Origin of the sequence: uncultured Roseovarius sp. (assembly GCF_947489715.1) — a bacterium.
Taxonomy (GTDB): Bacteria; Pseudomonadota; Alphaproteobacteria; order Rhodobacterales; family Rhodobacteraceae; genus Roseovarius.
The window spans coordinates 576,821-596,206 of sequence record NZ_CANLER010000002.1 but is presented as its reverse complement, the minus strand read 5'-3'; the positions used below and the strand labels follow the sequence as shown (position 1 = coordinate 596,206).

Sequence of the window (19,386 nt, the reverse complement as noted above, 5' to 3'; positions counted from 1 at the left end):
CAGCCCGGAGGCGTCTTATGTCCAAGCTTGTCACCATCTATGGCGGATCAGGGTTCGTTGGGCGATATATCGCGCGACGCATGGCCAAGGCGGGCTGGCGGGTACGTGTCGCCGTCCGGCGTCCGAATGAAGCGATGCATGTCAAACCCTATGGTGTTGTCGGGCAGGTTGAGCCTCTTTTTTGCAACATTCGCGACGACGATAGCGTCAGGGCGGTCATGCAGGGTGCGGATGCTGTGGTGAACTGCGTCGGCACGTTTGATCGCAAGGGGCGCAATAACTTTGATGCAGTGCAGCATGAAGGGGCCGAACGGATTGCCCGCCTTGCCGCTGAAGAAGGTGTGGGACGGCTGGTGCATGTCTCGGCCATTGGCGCAGATCTTGAATCCTCCAGTATTTATGCGCGCACCAAGGCAGAGGGTGAGCAGGGCATTCTTGAACATTTCCCGACCGCCGTGATCCTGCGCCCATCTGTGATTTTCGGCCCAGAAGATGGGTTCTTCAATCGCTTCGCATCGATGACCCGCCTGGGGCCAATTCTGCCTGTTGTGGGAGGAGAGACGAAGTTTCAGACTGTTTATGTAGACGACGTGGCAAAAGCGGCCGAAATGGGCATTAAGGGCGATGCTGCGTCCGGTATCTATGAATTGGGCGGACCGGATGTGAATACTTTCCGGGAATTAATGCAGCAAATGCTGGGTGTTATTCGGCGTCGTCGTCTTATCGCGAACATTCCGTTCTGGATTGCCAATATCATGGCGGGTGTGATGGAGCTGGTGCAGATCATCTCGCTTGGGATTATACCGCCACAGCTCACCCGGGATCAGGTGAAAAACCTGCGGGTGGATAATGTTGTGGCCGATGGCGCCAAGGGCTTTGCCGATCTGGGGATTGAACCGGTTGCGACCGAAGCCGTTTTGCCTGATTACCTATGGCGTTTCCGTCCTGCTGGACAATATGAGGCAATCAAGGAATCGGCTGAAAACCTGCGGGCCTGATCAGCTATAGGCGAAGAACAGCAACAGGCCGCCAAGTGCGATACGATAAAGCACGTAAGGCGTATAACTGACGCTCTTGAGCAAACGCATCATCAGGCTGAGCGCCAGCATGGCGGCGACAAAGGCGAGTGCCGCAGCGATAGCACAGTCGTTGAGTAAGTCGGTATCTGCTGTCAGCGCGGCCTTTCCGCCAAGAAAAACACCGCTTGCAATGATTGTCGGGATTGACATCAACATCGCAAGTTTTGCTGCGTCAGCACGATTGTAACCCAGAAAACGCGCGCCGGTGATGGTGATGCCTGAACGCGATGTGCCGGGAATGAGCGCGATGGCCTGCCATACTCCCATCGTCATCGCATCGGAAATGGTCCAGTCTTTCGCGTTCTTGTCGGTCTGACCGTTCTGGTCTGCCCAATAGAGCAGGACGCCAAAGACAAGCATTGCCCAGCCAATGGTCTTGATGGATCTGAGTTCCTCATAAAGACCGGTGAGCTTGAGGATCAGGCCAAAGGCGATCACCGGTACGGAGGCGATGAGAAGCAACAGCGCAAGGCGTGCGCCGTCAGTATCGGCCCGGCCAAGCACCAGTCGAGGCAGGCCGCTGATCGCGAGGCGCACATCGGTCCAAAAGTAGATGATGACCGCAAATAGCGTGCCAACGTGTACGGCAACATCAACTGCAACGCCCTGATCTTCATGTCCCGTAAGATGGGGCAACAGAATCAGGTGCCCTGATGACGAAACCGGCAAAAACTCGGTCAGGCCCTGCACGACGGCGACCAGAAACAGATGGAAGAATGTCATCCTGTGGGTCCTGCTATTCCCTCGGGGAAAGCTATAAACCATTGAGATTCAGAGGGAAGATCGTATTTAAGTCCGATTCGGATTTAATTTCTTGGCGAATTGCTGCCTGTGCGCACGGTTGGGTGAGGAATAATTAATAATAGGTAACTCTTTATGACTTTATTTTGCTCAATGTTTCCATTAGACAGGTCCGGCATCCGAGAGAATCTGGAGTAAATGCCGTGGCGAAGCAACCGATGTTGAAATTCGTGTCCGTTGAACGCGACATGCCCGAAAAGCGGGCGGCAGAAGAGCGAAACAAGGATTTCCAGGAAATTTATGCCGAATATGCGGCGGCAAAAGCGCAGGAACAGGCGGGGCGGTGCAGCCAGTGTGGCGTGCCTTATTGCCAGTCGCATTGCCCTTTGCACAACAACATTCCCGACTGGTTGCGGATGACGGCCGAAGGGCGATTGAAAGAAGCCTATGAGCTGAGTCAGGCCACCAATACATTTCCCGAGATTTGCGGGCGGATTTGCCCGCAGGACCGGCTGTGCGAAGGTAATTGCGTGATCGAACAATCGGGGCATGGGACGGTTACGATTGGGTCGGTCGAGAAATACATTACCGATACCGCCTGGGACGAGGGGTGGGTTGAGCCAACCATGCCCAGGCAGGAACGCATTGAATCTGTTGGGATAATTGGTGCCGGGCCCGGCGGCCTTGCGGCGGCGGACATATTGCGATCAGCAGGTGTACAGGTTGTCGTTTATGACCGCTATGACCGCGGTGGTGGATTGCTGACCTATGGCATCCCCGGCTTCAAGCTGGAAAAGGATGTGGTCTTGCGCCGGATTGAGCTGCTGGAGAAAAGCGGTGTCGAGTTCGTAATGAACTGCAATGTTGGCGAAGACATTCAATTTGATGATTTACGCAATAAACACAATGCCTTAATCATCGCGACCGGGGTCTATAAATCACGCGATCTGCAAGGCCCGGGATCGGGTGCGCAAGGTATCGTGCGCGCGATTGATTATCTGACCGCCAGCAACCGGCTGAGCTTTGGCGATGCTGTGCCTGAATTCGATAACGGAGAGCTGAACGCCGAAGGTAAACAAGTTGTGGTGGTTGGCGGGGGTGATACCGCTATGGATTGTGTCCGCACAGCAGTTCGGCAGGGCGCGAAATCGGTCAAATGTCTGTATCGTCGAGACCGGGAAAACATGCCGGGCAGTCAGCGCGAAGTGAATAATGCCGAAGAAGAGGGCGTTATCTTTCAGTGGCTTAGCGCGCCAAAAGGCTTTGTCGGCGATCCGGTCAAGGGTGTGATGGTGCAGCAGATGCGTCTGGGCGCGCCTGATGTCAGTGGCCGCCAGACACCTGAAGAGATCGAGGGCGCCATCACCGAAGAACCCGCCGATCTGGTGATCAAGGCGCTTGGGTTCGAACCCGAAGATCTGCCAACCCTTTGGAATCAAGAAGATTTAGAGGTGACAAGCTGGGGTACGATCCGGGCGGAATACACCACCGGACGCACCGCCATGGATGGGGTTTTTGCCGTGGGAGATATCGTGCGCGGGGCCTCATTGGTGGTGTGGGCGATCCGGGACGGGCGCGACACTGCGGATGCGGTTCTGGACTATCTGAATGCCGCCGAGGCGGTCGCCGCCGAGTAGGGAAGAGTTACAACAGTTGCAATTGTGTACGCAGATTGTTGCAACTCTGGCCGTTTCGGCGCGTCGGGAGCGCACGGTGCGGTTAACAAAATATGACAGGTCAGAGGCGCTGACCCGGAGGATGAAGGAACGGTTAACATGACCGAGACACGCGAGATCAACGGCAGGTGCCTTTGTGGCGCAGTGACAGTGACGGCAACCGTCACCAAGCCGATCGTGCGCGCGTGCCATTGCGACATGTGCCGGCGTCACACCAGTTCGATGTACATGTCCCTGGCAACCGACCCCGGCAGCGTCGAGTTCGATGGCCCGGCAAAATCCTTCCGGTCGTCGGACTGGGCTGAACGGGGGTTTTGCGAGACCTGCGGATCGACGCTTTGGTACGGCACGGTTGCGGACGGACAACGGCACATCTCGGCGGGTCTTTTCGACAATGCGGCGGCTGCGCCGCTGAAGCTGGAATTTTTTGCCGATCAGACCCCAGAGGGATATGCGCTGGCCGGAGATCACCGCAGGATGACAACCGCGGAATGCGAAGCGGCTTTTGCGCCGGAGGGCGACAGATGACCGGTGGATGCCTGTGCGGCGCGGTGCGGTTCACCCTGCATCAGCGACCGGACCACATAGATGTCTGCCATTGCAGCATGTGCCGCAAGTTCAGCGGCGGGATCGAGTTGGGTGTGGACGTGAACCCGGACCAGATCGAATGGCAGGGCGAAGAAAACATCCAGATCTACAAATCGTCAGACTGGGCCGAGCGGAGTTTTTGCCGCATCTGTGGCTCGGGCCTGTTTTGGCGCACGAGCGGCAAGCTGGGTGACGGCGACGGGTTCTTTGGCCTTTGTGCCGGGGCGCTTGACGATCTGGGCGATCTGAAGCTGACAAGTGAAATTTTCATTGACCATAAACCGGCGGGCTATGCCTTTGCCGGTGAGACCGAAAAGAAGACGCAGGCCGAAGCAGAGGCGATTTTTGCCAAGCCCACGGATGGAGGACACCAATGACCAAATATGATGCCGAATGGGTGCGGGGCGAAGAAGCCAAACGCAAATACATGGCCGAAAACGGGATGTATTCAGAGGAAGAAGAGCATTCTTCCTGCGGTGTTGGCCTGGTTGTTGCGGTCAATGGCAAGCCCAGCCGTCAGGTGGTGGATGCGGGCATTGATGCGCTGAAAGCGATCTGGCACCGGGGCGCGGTGGATGCCGATGGCAAGACCGGCGATGGCGCGGGCATTCATGTGCAGATCCCGGTGCCATTCTTTTATGACCAGATCCGCCGGACCGGGCATGAGCCACGGCAGGATCAACTGGTCGCGGTCGGTCAAGTGTTTCTGCCGCGCACGGATTTCGGTGCGCAGGAAACCTGCCGGACCATCGTCGAAACCGAAGTGCTGCGCATGGGACACTATATCTATGGCTGGCGGCATGTGCCGGTCGATGTGACCTGTCTGGGCGAAAAGGCCAATGCAACCCGCCCCGAGATCGAGCAGATCCTGATTTCCAACGCCAAGGGTGTGGATGAGGATACGTTTGAGCGCGAGCTTTATGTCATTCGCCGCCGGATCGAAAAGGCCGCCATCGCGGCGGGGATCAGCGGGCTTTATATCGCCTCGCTTTCCTGCCGGTCGATCATCTACAAGGGCATGATGCTGGCCGAGCAGGTGGCGGTGTTCTACCCCGATCTGATGGATGAGCGGTTTAAATCCGCCTTTGCGATCTATCATCAGCGCTATTCCACCAACACCTTTCCGCAATGGTGGCTGGCGCAGCCGTTCCGGATGCTGGCGCATAATGGCGAGATCAATACGCTCAAGGGCAATCTGAACTGGCTGAAAAGCCACGAAATCCGGATGGCCAGTGCCGCCTTTGGTGACATGGCCGAAGATATCAAACCGATCGTGGCGGGCGGATCGTCGGATTCGGCTGCATTAGACTCTGTTTTCGAGGTTCTGGTGCGGGCCGGGCGGAGCGCGCCGATGGCCAAAACCATGCTGGTGCCGGAATCGTGGTCGAAACAGGCCGAGGAGTTGCCGCAGGCCTGGCGCGACATGTATTCCTATTGCAACTCGGTCATGGAGCCGTGGGACGGCCCCGCCGCGCTGGCGATGACAGACGGGCGCTGGGTGTGCGCGGGGCTGGACCGGAATGGGTTGCGCCCGATGCGCTATGTCGTCACTGGCGACGGGCTGGTGATCGCCGGGTCCGAGGCCGGAATGGTGCCGATTGACGAGGCATCGGTGAAGGCCAAGGGCGCGCTGGGGCCGGGCCAGATGCTGGCTGTGGACATGAAGAAGGGCAAGCTTTTCCGCGACACCGAGATCAAGGACAAGCTGGCGCGCGCGCTGCCCTTTAGCGAATGGGTCGGCAAGATCAACGAGCTGGACGATGATCTGGCGGTCGTGACTGAGGCGCCGATCCATACCGGGGCCGAGCTGCGCCGCCGTCAGATCGCTGCGGGCTACACGATTGAAGAGCTGGAGCAAATTCTGGCGCCGATGGGCGAGGACGGCAAAGAGGCGATTGCCAGCATGGGCGACGATACACCTTCGGCGGTGCTGTCCAAGGGGTACCGGCCGCTGAGCCATTATTTCCGGCAGAATTTCAGCCAGGTCACCAACCCGCCGATTGACAGCCTGCGCGAGGCGCGGGTGATGAGCCTGAAGACGCGGTTCGGTAACCTGAAGAACGTCTTGGATGAAAGCAGCAGCCAGACCGAGATTTTGGTGCTGGACAGCCCGTTTGTCGGCAACGCGCAATGGGATGCGTTGATGACGCTGTTCAATGCGGATGTGGCCGATATCGATTGCATCTTCGAGAAGGGAAAAGGCGCTTTGCAGGCGGGATTGGCTCGCATTCGGGCCGAGGCCGAGGATGCGGTGCGCAGTGGTGCCGGGCACCTGGTGCTGACGGATCGGGGTGTGGGAGAGGACCGGATCGGCATGCCGATGATCCTGGCGACCAGCGCGGTACATTCCCATCTGACACGCAAGGGTCTGCGAACTTTCTGTTCGCTCAACGTGCGGTCGGCGGAATGTATCGACCCGCATTATTTTGCGGTTCTGATCGGTGCCGGCGCAACCGTGGTCAACGCCTATCTGGCCGAGGACAGCCTGGCCGACCGGATCGACCGTGGGCTGCTGGAGGGGAACCTGACCGAAGCCGTGGCACGGTATCGCAGCGCGATCGACCAGGGTCTTCTCAAGATCATGTCCAAGATGGGCATTTCGGTCGTGTCCTCCTATCGCGGGGGCCTCAATTTCGAGGCGATTGGTCTGAGTCGGGCGATGTGCGCCGAGTTTTTCCCCGGGTTGGTCAGCCGGATTTCGGGTATCGGTGTGAGTGGTATCCAGACCAAGCTGGAAGAGGTGCATGATCAGGCTTACGCGCGGGGTCAGGATGTGCTGCCGATCGGCGGGTTCTACAAGGCGCGCAAAAGTGGCGAGACCCATGCCTGGGGCGCGCAAACCATGCACATGATGCAGATGGCCTGCAACAATTCGAGCTATGAGCTGTGGAAGCGGTATTCGGCGGCGATGCAAGCGGCCCCGCCGATTCATATCCGTGACCTGATGGCGATCAAGCCGATGGGGGATGCGATTTCGGTCGATGATGTGGAAAGCGTGACCGCGATCCGCAAGCGGTTTGTCACGCCGGGGATGTCGCTGGGAGCGCTGAGCCCTGAGGCGCACAAGACCCTGAACGTGGCGATGAACCGGATCGGGGCGCGCAGCGACAGCGGCGAAGGTGGCGAAGATCCGGCGCATTTCGTGCCGGAACCCAATGGCGACAACCCAAGCGCCAAGATCAAGCAGGTGGCCAGCGGGCGCTTTGGCGTCACGGCGGAATACCTGAACCAGTGCGAAGAGCTGGAGATCAAGGTGGCGCAGGGTGCGAAACCCGGTGAGGGCGGTCAATTGCCCGGCATGAAAGTGACCGAGCTGATCGCGCGTTTGCGGCATTCGACCAAGGGCGTGACGCTGATCAGCCCGCCGCCGCATCACGATATTTACAGTATCGAGGATCTGGCGCAGCTGATCTATGACCTCAAGCAGATCAACCCGCGCGCCAAGGTGACGGTGAAGCTGGTGGCACAATCGGGCGTAGGCACGATTGCCGCCGGTGTGGCCAAGGCCAAGGCAGATGTGATTCTGATCAGTGGCCATAACGGCGGCACGGGTGCCAGCCCCGCGACCAGCATCAAATATGCCGGTCTGCCGTGGGAGATGGGCCTGACCGAGGCGCATCAGGTCTTGAGCATGAACAACCTTCGGGACCGGATCACGCTGCGCACGGACGGGGGCCTGCGGACGGGCCGCGATATCGTGATGGCGGCGATGATGGGGGCCGAGGAATACGGCATCGGTACTGCGGCCCTGATCGCGATGGGCTGTATCATGGTGCGGCAGTGCCAGAGCAATACCTGCCCCGTGGGGGTCTGTACCCAGGACGAGGCGCTGCGCGGCAAGTTCACCGGCAATGCCGACAAGGTGGTGAACCTGATCACATTCTATGCGCAGGAAGTGCGCGAGGTTCTGGCCAGCATCGGCGCGCGGTCATTGGATGATGTGATTGGCCGGGCCGATCTGTTGACCCAGGTCAGCCGTGGGTCGGCGCATCTGGATGATCTGGATTTGAACCCGATGCTGATCACCGTCGATGGTGCGGCGGACATTGTCTATGACCGCACGCGCCCGCGCAACGATGTGCCCGAAACGCTGGATGCCGAGATTGTAAGGGATGCGCAGCGGTTCCTGGAGGATGGCGAGAAGATGCAGCTTTCCTATGCGGTGCAGAATACCGACCGGACGGTGGGTACGCGGCTTTCAAGCCATATCGTGCGGAATTTCGGCATGAACAACGCGCTTCAGCCCAATCACCTGACGGTGAAACTGGCGGGCAGTGCCGGGCAATCGCTGGGGGCTTTCGCGGCGCCGGGTCTGAAGCTGGAGGTTGCGGGCGACGCCAACGATTATGTCGGCAAGGGCCTGAGCGGCGGTACCATCGTGGTGCGTCCGCCAATGGCCAGCCCGCTGGAGGCGTCCGAGAACACGATCATCGGCAATACCGTGCTTTATGGGGCCACGGATGGTTTCCTGTTTGCGGCGGGCCGGGCCGGTGAACGCTTTGGCGTGCGCAACAGCGGCGCGAAAGTGGTGATCGAAGGCTGCGGCAGCAATGGTTGTGAATACATGACCGGCGGGGTCGCGGTGATTCTGGGGTCGATCGGGGCCAATTTCGGTGCGGGCATGACCGGCGGGATGGCGTATCTTTACGATCCTGACGGGCGCGCGGATAAACTGATCAACGCGGAAACGCTGGTGACCTGCCCGGTGGCAGAGGGTCACTGGATGGATGAGCTGGAAGAGCTGATCGAGCGTCATGCGGCCGAAACCGGCAGTGCGAAGGCGCAGAAACTGCTGCAATACTGGGATGTTGAAAAGGTGAATTTCCTGCAGGTGTGCCCCATCGAAATGCTGGACAAACTGCCCGCGCCGCTAGGTGTCGAAGATCAGGCTGTGCCGGCAGAATAGGAAAATTCCCCGTAAAATTGTGGGGAATATTCAGTAAAAACCCAGAACCTGCCGCAATTCAGGCAGGTTTTGGCCGGACTGTACCGGCATGAGTAACGCGTAACTTTGTGCGGGGCTGCCGAATGCCAACGACCTATAACGACCAGTTTTTCGTAATGGACCCGGGCAATCCGCCTGCGGGCGGCACGGCGCTGACCAAGCAGAATTTCGATTTCATCGACCAGAATGATGATGGAATCATCGACACCAGCAATGGCGACACGTTCAACGGGCTGACGATCACCCGCGTCTGGGTGGGCGACACGATTACCGTGACCATGGGGGGCGTCAACGTCACCATCACCGGCGTGACCTTCTATGTCTCGGGCGGGCCTGCGGTGTTCACCCCGACCGACGGCACGGTGTTGGAAGACGCAACTTTCATCAGCTCGACCTTCGTGAATTCAAGTACACAGATACCGGTCGGAAGTTTCGGTCCGCCCTGTTTCACCCGTGGCACGCTGATTGCGACGCCCGATGGCGACCGGTTGATCGAAGATCTGAAGCCCGGCGATCTGGTTCTGACACTGGATAATGGGCCGCAACCCCTGTTGCTGGTCAGCTGCAAGACTTTCCCGGCCACTGGTCGCAATGCACCGGTGCACATCGCCAAGGGCGCGCTGGGCAACAATGCCGACCTTCTGGTGTCGCAGCAGCACCGGATACTGATTGGCGATTGGCGTGCCGAGCTGTTTTTCGGTGTCGAACAGGTGCTGGTCGCGGCCAAGCACATGTGCAACGACGATACGATCAGGATCTGCCCGGGGGAGGATGTTGAATATTTTCACCTGCTCTTTGATCAGCATCAGATCGTCTGGGCCGCGGGCATTCCTTCGGAAAGTTATTTCCCCGGCTATGCGGCCAATCAGGCAGATCAGGATACCCGTGCCGAGATTGACCGGTTATTCCCCGATTTGGCCGAGAAGGCGTCGGACATATGGGTGACGGCGCGTCCGGTGGCCCGGCAATTCGAGGCGGCGTTGCTGAACTGACGCGGTTCTTTTCCGGCGTGTAAATCCGCTTTTGCGTTGCGCAGGCCCGCGCTATAGCTGGGCCAGTATGGCAAAGCGCAAGACCACAAAAAAATCGGCAAAATCGACGCCCCGGTTCAGGCCACTGGCCTGGGTGCGGCGCTGGCTTGTGCGGTTTGGACTGATCTGTGTGGCGGTCATCATCGGCGTGGTGGCTGTTCAGCGAGAGGTCGATCCGCCTGACACGTTCTACATGAATCAAGAGGCACGGCGCCTGGGCAAGATCGACCATATCTGGGTTTCGCTGGATGATGTCGCACCGGTCATGGCGCGATCGCTAGTGGCGGCGGAGGACGCGAATTTCTGTGCCCATTGGGGGTTCGATATGTCGGCCATCCGCACCGCGATCGAAGAAGGTTCGGGGCGCGGGGCATCGACGCTTAGCCAGCAGGTGGTCAAGAATGTCTACCTGTGGCACGGGCGCAGCTGGCCGCGCAAGGCGCTGGAGGCGGTGATCACGCCGCTGGTCGAGCTGATCTGGCCCAAGCGGCGGATTGTCGAGGTCTATCTGAACGTGGCCGAGTTCGACGAAGGGGTGTTTGGCATCGAGGCGGCCTCGCATCACTATTTTGGCGTCAGCCCGGATGCGCTGAGCGATGTGCAGGCGGCGCGGCTGGCGGCGGTGCTGCCCGACCCCAAGGGACGGTCGGCGAGCAAACCCAGCAGCAGTTTGCGCAAGCGGTCGGCGCGCATCCTGGATGGGGCGGCTACCATTCGCCGCGACGGTCGTGCAAACTGTTTCGAGGATTGAAAAACATGCCGGTTCCGGGCATTGAGGGGCAGCCAGCCCCACCCAAAGGTTAGATTGATATATGGCCAAGCTTTTCCACGTCCCGCTTTCTCCCTTTTGCCGCAAGGTGCGCCTGTGCCTTGCCGAGAAGAAGATCGAATGCGAGCTGGCCGAGGAACGGTATTGGGAGGCGGACCCGGATTTCCTGCGCCGGAACCCGGCGGGCAAGGTGCCGATCCTGCGGATCGACGGCAAGACCATGGCCGAAAGCACGCCGATCTGCGAATACCTCGAAGAGAAATACCCCGAGCCTGCCTTGATGCCGCGCGGCGCCGATGCGCGCTACGAGGTGCGTCGGCTGGTGGCATGGTTCGATGACAAGTTTCATCACGAGGTGACGTCGAAACTGCTCTATGAGCGGGTCAACAAAAAGGTGATGGGCCAGGGCTATCCCGATAGCGGCAATATCAAGCAGGGTGCCAAGGCGATCAAATATCATCTGGATTACATGACGTGGATTCTGGATCATCGCCGCTGGTTGGCCGGTGACACGATGACGCTGGCGGATTTCGCCGCCGCCGCGCATCTGAGCTGTCTGGATTATATCAGCGATGTGGATTGGAACCGTAGCGACGCGGTAAAGGACTGGTACGCCAAGATAAAATCGCGCCCGGCGTTCCGGGGGATTTTGGCGGATCAGGTTTCGGGCTTTCCGCCACCTGCGCATTATGCCGATCTGGATTTCTGATCCGCGCTGGCGTGCGCCCTGCCTTTTGGGCACAGTTCGATCATGGATGAGTTGAAGCAAAAGCTGGTAGCGCAGGCGCAGGCCGAAGGATTTGACCTGGCGCGGGTGTGCCGGCCCTGGGATGTGCCCCAGATGCCTGACCGGTTGGCGGCGTTTCTGGACAAAGGCTATCACGGGCAGATGGGATGGCTGGCAGAACGCACGCATTGGCGTGGTGCGCCGCAGGTGCTTTGGCCGGATGCGCGTTCGGTCATCATGCTGGGCGAGAGTTACACGCCCGAGGCCGATCCGACGGTGACGCTGTCAGAGGCTGATGTGGGTACGATTTCGGTCTATGCCCGCAACCGCGATTACCATGATACAGTCAAGAAACGGCTGAAGCGGTTGGCGCGCTGGCTGATTGATCAGGCGGGTGGTGAGGTGAAGGTGTTTGTCGATACGGCGCCTGTGCCGGAAAAGCCGCTGGGGCAGGCGGCAGGGTTGGGCTGGCAGGGCAAACACACCAATCTGGTCAGCCGCGACCTGGGCAGCTGGTTCTTTATCGGCTCGGTCTTCACGACCTTAAAAATCGAGACTGATCCAGCAGAAAACGATCATTGTGGCAATTGCCGGTCCTGTCTGGAAGTCTGCCCGACTAACGCGTTTCCCGCGCCTTACCAGTTGGACGCGCGGCGCTGCATCTCGTATCTGACAATCGAACATCACGGACCGGTAGAGGAAGATCTGCGGGGGTTGATGGGCAACCGGATTTATGGCTGCGATGATTGCCTGGCGGCTTGTCCCTGGAACAAGTTTGCAGTTGCCGCACGCGAGGTGAAATACCATGCGCGCGATGATCTGATGGCGCCGAAGCTGGCAGAGCTGGCAATTCTCGACGATACGGCGTTCCGGGCGTTTTTCTCAGGCAGCCCGATCAAGCGGATTGGGCGGAACCGGTTCGTCCGCAATGTGCTTTATGCGATTGGAAATTCGGATGACGCGGCGCTGTTGCCGGTGGCGCAGGGGCTGTGCGACGATGCGGATGCCACGGTGGCGGATGCGGCCCGCTGGGCGACGCAGCGACTGAAATCTGCCGCAAACGGGCTGGCGTGATCGGAAAAACCCGCTAAACCCCATGATCGGAATAGGAAAAGGATAAGGCGCATGGCGTTGCTTTTGGGGGTCGATACCGGCGGGACATATACCGATGCGGTGCTTATCCGTGACGAACGGGATGTGATCGCCAGCGCCAAGGCTCTGACCACGCGGCATGATCTGGCGGTGGGGATTGGCGAAGCGATTGCAGCAGTGTTGCAGTCCAGCGGCGCGGATGTGAGCGAGATCGGAATGGCGTCACTTTCAACGACCTTGGCGACCAATGCGCTGGTCGAGGGCCAGGGCGGGCGCGTCGGGCTGGTCTATATCGGGTTTCGCGAACGCGATCTTGAGGCGCACGGATTGCGCGAAGCGCTGGGCGGTGATCCGGCGCTGGTGATCGCCGGGGGTCATAACCATGCAGGCGGTCAGACGGTGGCGCTGGGCAAAGATACGCTTTCAGCCTGGTTAGAGACTGATTTGGGCATTTCCGCCTATGCCGTTGCGTCGCAATTTGCCACCCGAAATCCGGCGCATGAACTGGAAGTTTCCGAAATGATCCGTGCCGCAACTGGACGACCGGTGTCATGCTCGCACCACCTGTCGGCCAAGCTGAACGGGCCGAAGCGGGCATTGACAGCATTGCTGAACGCCCGGCTGATCGGGATGATCGCGCGGCTGATCGAAAAGGCCGAGGGCAAGCTGACCGAGCTGGGCATCGACGCCCCGCTGATGGTGGTGCGGGGGGATGGCGCGCTGATCTCGGCGGCGCAGGCACGGGAGCGGCCCATTGAGACGATCCTGAGCGGACCTGCGGCGTCGATCGTGGGCGCGCGCTGGATGACCGGGGCGGATCACGCCCTAGTGTCGGATATTGGTGGCACGACCACAGATGTGGCGGTGCTGCGCGGCGGGCGGCCTGCGATTGACCCGGCTGGTGCGCAGGTTGGCCCATGGCGCACCATGGTTGAAGCGGTGGCGATGCGCACGACGGGCCTTGGCGGCGACAGCGAGGTGCATGTGATCGACGAAGGGTTGGTGGGCGGTGTCACCTTGGGGCCGCGCCGGGTTGTGCCGGTCAGCCTTATGGCAATGGAAGCGCCCGGCGTTGTGCATGATGCATTGGAGTCGCAGCTTCGAAGCCAGACCCCCGGTGAATACGACACGCGCTTCGTGCGCGCGGTGCCAGGGGTCGACGCCGGAGGGTTGGCAGATCGTGACGCGTCATTGCTGGAACGGTTCGGTGAAGGAGTGCAACCGGTCGGGGCGGTCTTGAAGACACGGATGGAGGCGCAGGCGCTGAAACGGTTGGTAACCCGTGGGCTTGTGCAAGTCTCGGGCGTGACGCCATCAGATGCGAGCCACGTTCTGGGGCGGTTAGACGCCTGGGACGGCGCGGCAGCGGCAAAGGCGCTGGAGCTGTTGGGACGCAAGCGCACCGGGTCGGGCAATATGCTGATGCCGGACGTGGCGGGAATGGCGCAGATGATCGTCGACCAACTGACGCATCAAACGTCTTTGGCTTTGTTAGAGACTGCTTTTGCCGAGGAAGAGGTGGATTTTGGCCTTCCGCCTTCGCAACTGGCGCGGCATGTGCTGATGCAAAAGGGGCTGGATCACCACCGCGGTCTGGTCCGGATCGAGGCGGGAATAAACGTGCCGGTGATCGGCCTTGGAGCATCGGCGCAGAGTTATTATCCGGCGGTCGGCGACCGGCTTGGGTGTCAGATGATCCTGCCGGAACATGCGGGCGTGGCTAATGCCATCGGGGCGGTCGTAGGGCGCGTGACGATCCGTCGGATGGGGACGGTGACCTCACCCGCCGAAGGCAAGTTCCGAGTGCATTTGGAGACGGGTCCTGAGGATTTTGCCGATGCGCAGACCGCGATGTCAGCTTTGCAAGAAAAGTTGGAATATGAGGCGCGGCAGGAGGCCGAACAGGCAGGTGCCGAGGATATCCACATGACGGCCACGCGCGATATTAGATCGGCCAAGGCTGAAGCGCGCGAGGTATTTCTGGAAGCGGAAATCATGGTTGAAGCGTCAGGCAGGCCCCGGATTGCGGCGTAAGCCGGGACTAATCCCGGCCTACAGGCCGATCAGCCAGTCGCGCACCTTTTCGGCTTGTGGTGACAGCGGCATGATGTCGGACCAGACAAGGTAGAAGCCTGCGCCGGTGGTCCAAACCCATTCAGGACGGGCGGCAAGCAGGCCCTGTGCGATCAGCCCTTCGGTCACATGTTGCCAACCGAAGGCAAAGCCTTCGCCCGCGATTGCCGCTTGCAGCACCAGCGCGTAGTCGTTGAGCCGCAGGCCGGTGCGCGGCTCGGCATAAGGAACATTCCAATGGGTGAAGAAATCAGCCCAGCCGGGGCGTTCGCGAATGGGCTCTTCCAGGTGAATCAGAGTCTCATTTCTGAGGTTTGCGACGGTTGCCAGATTGACGGCGGCGGCCATGACGCGCGGCGCGGCGATGGGGCAGATCACCTCTGGCGCAAGCAGGTGGCTTTGGCAGCCCTGCCAGTGCCCGCTGCCGCGCCGGATCGCCAGGCTGATGCCTTCGGCGCCGATATCGGGTTCCCGCTCGGACGTTTGCAGACGCAGGTCGATGCCGGGATGGGCGGCGTGAAACTGCGCCAGCCGGGGCACCATCCAGTAATGGGCAAAAGCGGTCGAGGCCGAAAGGGTTACGTGATCCTGGGCGCTGCGGGCGGTCAGCAACCGGGCGCTTTGCAGGATGCGGTCGAAGGCACCGGCGACATCGGTAAAGAGACGCTCACCCGATTGGGTCAGCGTGACCGAGCGGTGCGCGCGGGTAAAGAGCGTGAGACCCAGCGAGGTTTCCAGCTGCTTGATCGCGGCCGAAACAGCCGGTTGCTGGACGTTCAGTTCCCGCGCGGCACGGGTGAAAGAACCGGTGCGGGCGGCGGCTTCGAACACCAGCAGGTGGCGGGGGGAGGAGACGAGTTTCCAGAGCTCTTGCATAAGCTGAAGTTATCCAAAGCCACAAAATTTACAAGGATCACGAAGGTTATGAGATCAGATAGATTGTTTTGACAATAGGGGAGTGTGCCAGATGGCCAGACGCGCGCGACATAAACGGGGGACCGGTGCAGAAGATGTGCCATCGCCGGCATCCCCCCATGTTTTAAGGCGTTTGCCGCATTTCGACCCGCTGGATGACGAAACAATCGTCCGGCTGGAGGCACAGGTTAACTGGTTGATCCAGGAGATCGGGATCGAATTTCGCGACGATCCCGAGGCGCATCGGATCTGGCAGGAAGCAGGCGCAGATATAACTGGCACGCGGGTGCGGGCCGATGCGGATTGGATTCGTGCGCTTTGTGCCAAGGCCCCGCGCGAATTCGCGCAGGTGGCGCGGAACCGGGAACGCTCGGTCGTGATCGGTGGCAACAATCAGGTTTTCGCGCCGATCTATGGCGCGCCTTTCGTGCGTGACCTGCAGGGCGGGCGGCGGTATGGCGACATGGAGAGTTTCGAGAAGCTGGTGAAGCTGGCTTATATGCATCCCAACCTGCATCACACCGGGCTGGTGATCTGCGAACCCTGTGACGTGCCGGTCAGCCACCGGCATCTGGATATGGTCTATACCCACATGACCCGATCCGACAAACCGCATTTGGGTGCGATCACCGAGATGAGCCGGGCGCAGGACAGCGTGGACATGGCCGAGATCCTGCACGGGCGGGAGTTCTTGGACGAGAACTGCGTCATCATGGGCAACGTCAACACCAACTCTCCGCTGTTGGTGGATAAGGTGGTGACAGAGGCAATCAGAGTCTATTGTGGCCGAAATCAGGGCATCGTGGTGGTTCCCTTCATCCTCAGCGGCGCGATGGGACCGGTCAGCACGACGGCGTCAGTCACGCAGGCGATGGCCGAGGCAATGATGTGCTGTGCCTTTGCGCAGCTGGTGCGCCCCGGTGCGCCCTTTGTGTTGGGCAATTTCCTGAGCTCGATGAGTTTGAAATCGGGCGCGCCGACATTCGGCATGCCCGAACCGGTGATGAGCAACTATGCCATCGGACAGATGGCGCGGCGCGTGGGTCTGCCATTGCGCTGTGGCGGGTCGCTGACGGCCAGCAAGATCGAGGACGCTCAGGCGGCTTATGAATCGGCCGATTCGATGCATTCAACAATGTTGGCGGGGGCGAATTTCGTGTTGCACGCCGCCGGCTGGATGGAGGGCGGATTATGCACCGGGTTCGAGAAACTGGTGATGGATGCCGATCGGCTGGGCGGGTACCAGAAGCTGCTGGGCGGTATGGATACGAGTGACGAGGCGCTGGCGCGAGACGCTTACGCTGAAGTTGAGCCCGCCGGGCATTTCCTGGGCTGCGGCCATACCATGCGCAATTACACGACCGCGTTTTACGAACCGGCCCTGAGCGACAGCGAAAATGTCGAAAGCTGGGAGGAGGACGGCGAAAAGGATATGCGCCAGCGAGCGTATGAGCGGTGGACCGGCATGCTGGAACGCTATGAACCGCCGAAAATCGACGCGGGCACCGACGAAGCGCTCAGGGACTATGTTGCCCGTCGTAAATCCGAGATACCTGAGGCATGGTACTGAGTCAGGAGGACCACGACCATGAGAGCATCAGATAGATTTAATGACGATATTGCCGGGCGGCTGGACGGGCTGCGCGATGAGGGGCTTTATAAAACCGAACGGGTGATCACCAGCATGCAGGCGGGCGAGGTGTCACTGGCCGATGGGCGCGAGGTGATCAACCTGTGTGCCAATAACTACCTTGGTCTGGCCGATAACCCCGAAATCATCGCCGCGGCGCATGCGGGTCTGGATCGCTACGGGTTCGGTATGGCCTCGGTCCGGTTCATCTGCGGCACGCAAGAGGAACATAAAGAGCTTGAAGCGCGGATTGCCGGGTTCCTGGGGAAAGAAGACAGCATCCTTTATGCTGCCGCGTTTGACGCGAATGCCGGTTTGTTCGAGACGCTTCTGGGTCCGGAAGACGCGATCATTTCCGACGCGCTGAACCATGCCAGCATCATCGACGGGGTGCGGCTGTGCAAGGCGCAGCGGTTCCGTTATGCCAATAGCGACATGGCCGATCTTGAGCGCTGCCTGAAGGAGGCCAGCGGCGCACGACACCGGATGATCGCCACTGATGGCGTGTTTTCGATGGATGGATATTACGCGCGCCTGGATGAAATCTGTGATCTGGCCGATCGCTATGACGCGATGGTGATGGTGGATGATTGCCATTCGACCGGGTTTGTCGGTCCGACTGGGCGCGGCACAGCGGAAAAGTTCGGCGTGAGCGACCGGGTTGATTTCATGACGGGGACACTGGGCAAGGCGCTTGGCGGAGCCTCGGGCGGGTATACGGCCGCCAGCGCGCCGGTTGTGGATTGGTTGCGGCAACGATCGCGGCCCTATCTTTTTTCCAACACGTTGGCGCCGGTGATCGCGGCGGCATCGCTGAAAGTCTTTGATTTGCTGGAGGATGGCGGCGAGTTGCGCGATCGCCTGTGGGAAAACGCTGCCTATTTCCGCGAAAGGATGGGGGCATTGGGATTCGAATTGCTGCCCGGGGAGCATGCGATCATCCCTGTCATGCTGCGCGATCCGAAACTGGCGCAGGAAATGGCGGCCAGATTGGGGGAACGCGGCGTCTATGTGACTGCCTTCAGCTTTCCGGTTGTGCCCAAGCAACAGGACCGCATCCGCACACAGATGAGCGCCGGATTGACCCGCGAGATGCTGGATCGCGCGATTGGCGCGTTCGAGGCTGTTGGCCGAGATTTGGGGGTGATTTCGTGATGATCCATACCTCAATCATCGGCGCGATTGGCGATACGCCTTTGGTCGAATTGAGCCGTATCAGAGACGAAATCGGTTTTGATGGGCGTATTCTGGCCAAGTTGGATTACTTGTTGCCGGGGTTTTCCAAGAAAGATCGGGCCGCGCGTCAGGTGATTGAAGACGCTCGCGCCAGCGGTGCTCTGACCGAGGGTCAATCAGTGGTCGAGTTGACCTCGGGCAACATGGGCACGGGGTTGGCGATTGTCTGCGGTGTCCTGGGCCATGCCTTCGTTGCTGTGATGAGCGCAGGAAATTCTGCCGAAAGGGCGCGGATGATGCGCGCGCTTGGGGCCGAAGTTGTGCTGGTGCCACAGGCGGAAGGTGGACTTCCGGGTCAGGTGTCAGGCGCGGATCTGGCGCTGGTGGAAGAAACCGCAAAGCGGATCACGTCAGAACGCGGAGCGTTTCGGGCCGATCAGTTCACTGTGGCCGCAAACCCGAAAGCCCACGAGACAGGAACCGCGCCCGAGATCTGGGAACAATCTGGTGGCACGGTGACGAGTTTCTGCGATTTCGTCGGCTCGGGCGGAACCCTGGCCGGGTGCGCGCGGTTCTTTGGGCCCAAGGGAGTGCGCTGTTACGGGGTCGAACCGGAAGGTGCCGAAGCACTGGCACGTGGCGATAGATCCAGGCCCGATCATCCAATTCAGGGCGGCGGTTATCTGATGGGTGATCTGGATCATCTGAACGGCATTAACTTAGCCGGATTAGAGACTGTTTCGGGCGATGAAGCCCGCGATCATGCCAGGCTGCTGGCGCGGCGCGAAGGCATCTTTTGCGGATATTCCGCCGGTGCCAATCTGGCGGCCGCCATCAAGTTGCTGAAGGGGCCGGAGCGAGGCGGTACCATCGCCATGGTCGTCTGTGACAGCGGTTTGAAATATCTGTCGACCGATCTTTGGGAGGATGCGGCATGAAGAACG

Annotated in this window: 15 protein-coding genes; 13 read left to right on the top strand and 2 right to left on the bottom strand. The window is 60.0% G+C overall.

The features are described 5' to 3' along the window. Positions 1–17: 17 nt before the first annotated feature. Positions 18–998 (top strand): complex I NDUFA9 subunit family protein, encoded by a 981-nt coding sequence (locus Q1B27_RS08570; RefSeq protein WP_299846438.1) that lies wholly within the window; start codon positions 18–20, stop codon positions 996–998. Here Q1B27_RS08570 and Q1B27_RS08565 read toward each other — a convergent pair whose 3' ends face one another. After that, complete coding sequence (locus Q1B27_RS08565) at positions 999–1,802, bottom strand: undecaprenyl-diphosphate phosphatase (RefSeq protein WP_299846436.1); 804 nt, start codon at positions 1,800–1,802, stop codon at positions 999–1,001. Between the two features lie 221 nt (positions 1,803–2,023). On the opposite strand from Q1B27_RS08565, the gene Q1B27_RS08560 reads away from it, so the two are divergent. The 9 genes from Q1B27_RS08560 to Q1B27_RS08520 all read left to right on the top strand — a co-directional run bounded on the left by Q1B27_RS08560 (position 2,024) and on the right by Q1B27_RS08520 (position 14,682). Further along, positions 2,024–3,457 carry an NAD(P)-dependent oxidoreductase gene (locus tag Q1B27_RS08560; RefSeq protein WP_299846434.1) on the top strand — a complete coding sequence of 478 codons (1,434 nt, stop codon included), beginning with the start codon at positions 2,024–2,026 and terminating at the stop codon, positions 3,455–3,457. Positions 3,458–3,595: 138 nt separating this feature from the next. Next, a complete protein-coding gene (locus Q1B27_RS08555; RefSeq protein WP_299846432.1) occupies positions 3,596–4,024 on the top strand; it encodes a GFA family protein in 429 nt (142 codons plus the stop codon). Further along, positions 4,021–4,461 (top strand): GFA family protein, encoded by a 441-nt coding sequence (locus tag Q1B27_RS08550; protein ID WP_299846430.1) that lies wholly within the window; start codon positions 4,021–4,023, stop codon positions 4,459–4,461. The genes Q1B27_RS08555 and Q1B27_RS08550 overlap by 4 nt, the downstream gene beginning before the upstream one ends. Further along, positions 4,458–8,990, top strand: a complete 4,533-nt coding sequence (gene gltB / locus Q1B27_RS08545; protein ID WP_299846428.1) for a glutamate synthase large subunit — start codon at positions 4,458–4,460, stop codon at positions 8,988–8,990. Before Q1B27_RS08550 ends, gltB begins: the two co-directional genes overlap by 4 nt. Positions 8,991–9,112: 122 nt before the next feature. Then, positions 9,113–10,021 (top strand): Hint domain-containing protein, encoded by a 909-nt coding sequence (locus Q1B27_RS08540; RefSeq protein ID WP_299846427.1) that lies wholly within the window; start codon positions 9,113–9,115, stop codon positions 10,019–10,021. 67 nt (positions 10,022–10,088) lie between these two features. Next, on the top strand, positions 10,089–10,811 hold the full coding sequence (gene mtgA / locus Q1B27_RS08535) for a monofunctional biosynthetic peptidoglycan transglycosylase (RefSeq protein WP_299846426.1): 723 nt from the start codon (positions 10,089–10,091) through the stop codon (positions 10,809–10,811). 61 nt (positions 10,812–10,872) lie between these two features. Further along, a complete protein-coding gene (locus tag Q1B27_RS08530; RefSeq protein ID WP_299846425.1) occupies positions 10,873–11,538 on the top strand; it encodes a glutathione S-transferase family protein in 666 nt (221 codons plus the stop codon). Between the two features lie 42 nt (positions 11,539–11,580). Continuing rightward, positions 11,581–12,630: a tRNA epoxyqueuosine(34) reductase QueG gene (queG, locus tag Q1B27_RS08525; protein ID WP_299846424.1), complete on the top strand. Its 1,050-nt coding sequence runs from the start codon at positions 11,581–11,583 to the stop codon at positions 12,628–12,630. Between the two features lie 51 nt (positions 12,631–12,681). Then, positions 12,682–14,682: a hydantoinase/oxoprolinase family protein gene (locus Q1B27_RS08520; protein ID WP_299846423.1), complete on the top strand. Its 2,001-nt coding sequence runs from the start codon at positions 12,682–12,684 to the stop codon at positions 14,680–14,682. 18 nt (positions 14,683–14,700) lie between these two features. On the opposite strand, the gene Q1B27_RS08515 is transcribed toward Q1B27_RS08520, so the two are convergent. Beyond that, positions 14,701–15,597 (bottom strand): LysR substrate-binding domain-containing protein, encoded by an 897-nt coding sequence (locus Q1B27_RS08515; RefSeq protein ID WP_299846422.1) that lies wholly within the window; start codon positions 15,595–15,597, stop codon positions 14,701–14,703. Between the two features lie 91 nt (positions 15,598–15,688). Here Q1B27_RS08515 and Q1B27_RS08510 point away from each other — a divergent pair, with 91 nt between their 5' ends. Genes Q1B27_RS08510 through Q1B27_RS08500 form a run of 3 tightly spaced genes read left to right on the top strand, consistent with a single transcriptional unit; the run spans position 15,689 to position 19,380 of the window. Beyond that, entirely contained in the window at positions 15,689–17,206 is a 1,518-nt protein-coding gene (locus Q1B27_RS08510) for a trimethylamine methyltransferase family protein (RefSeq protein ID WP_299846421.1), read from the top strand. A gap of 18 nt (positions 17,207–17,224) precedes the next feature. After that, complete coding sequence (locus tag Q1B27_RS08505; RefSeq protein WP_299846420.1) at positions 17,225–18,421, top strand: glycine C-acetyltransferase; 1,197 nt, start codon at positions 17,225–17,227, stop codon at positions 18,419–18,421. Next, positions 18,421–19,380: a PLP-dependent cysteine synthase family protein gene (locus Q1B27_RS08500; RefSeq protein ID WP_299846419.1), complete on the top strand. Its 960-nt coding sequence runs from the start codon at positions 18,421–18,423 to the stop codon at positions 19,378–19,380. The genes Q1B27_RS08505 and Q1B27_RS08500 overlap by 1 nt, the downstream gene beginning before the upstream one ends. Positions 19,381–19,386: the final 6 nt, after the last annotated feature.

Coding starts and splice junctions, on each gene's coding strand:
- queG (WP_299846424.1), top strand. CDS start 11,581: ATGGATGAGTTGAAGCAAAAGCTGGTAGCGCAGGCGCAGGCCGAAGGA.
- Q1B27_RS08530 (WP_299846425.1), top strand. CDS start 10,873: ATGGCCAAGCTTTTCCACGTCCCGCTTTCTCCCTTTTGCCGCAAGGTG.
- Q1B27_RS08570 (WP_299846438.1), top strand. CDS start 18: ATGTCCAAGCTTGTCACCATCTATGGCGGATCAGGGTTCGTTGGGCGA.
- gltB (WP_299846428.1), top strand. CDS start 4,458: ATGACCAAATATGATGCCGAATGGGTGCGGGGCGAAGAAGCCAAACGC.
- Q1B27_RS08505 (WP_299846420.1), top strand. CDS start 17,225: ATGAGAGCATCAGATAGATTTAATGACGATATTGCCGGGCGGCTGGAC.
- Q1B27_RS08540 (WP_299846427.1), top strand. CDS start 9,113: ATGCCAACGACCTATAACGACCAGTTTTTCGTAATGGACCCGGGCAAT.
- Q1B27_RS08520 (WP_299846423.1), top strand. CDS start 12,682: ATGGCGTTGCTTTTGGGGGTCGATACCGGCGGGACATATACCGATGCG.
- mtgA (WP_299846426.1), top strand. CDS start 10,089: ATGGCAAAGCGCAAGACCACAAAAAAATCGGCAAAATCGACGCCCCGG.
- Q1B27_RS08565 (WP_299846436.1), bottom strand. CDS start 1,802: ATGACATTCTTCCATCTGTTTCTGGTCGCCGTCGTGCAGGGCCTGACC.
- Q1B27_RS08500 (WP_299846419.1), top strand. CDS start 18,421: ATGATCCATACCTCAATCATCGGCGCGATTGGCGATACGCCTTTGGTC.
- Q1B27_RS08555 (WP_299846432.1), top strand. CDS start 3,596: ATGACCGAGACACGCGAGATCAACGGCAGGTGCCTTTGTGGCGCAGTG.
- Q1B27_RS08550 (WP_299846430.1), top strand. CDS start 4,021: ATGACCGGTGGATGCCTGTGCGGCGCGGTGCGGTTCACCCTGCATCAG.
- Q1B27_RS08510 (WP_299846421.1), top strand. CDS start 15,689: ATGGCCAGACGCGCGCGACATAAACGGGGGACCGGTGCAGAAGATGTG.
- Q1B27_RS08515 (WP_299846422.1), bottom strand. CDS start 15,597: ATGCAAGAGCTCTGGAAACTCGTCTCCTCCCCCCGCCACCTGCTGGTG.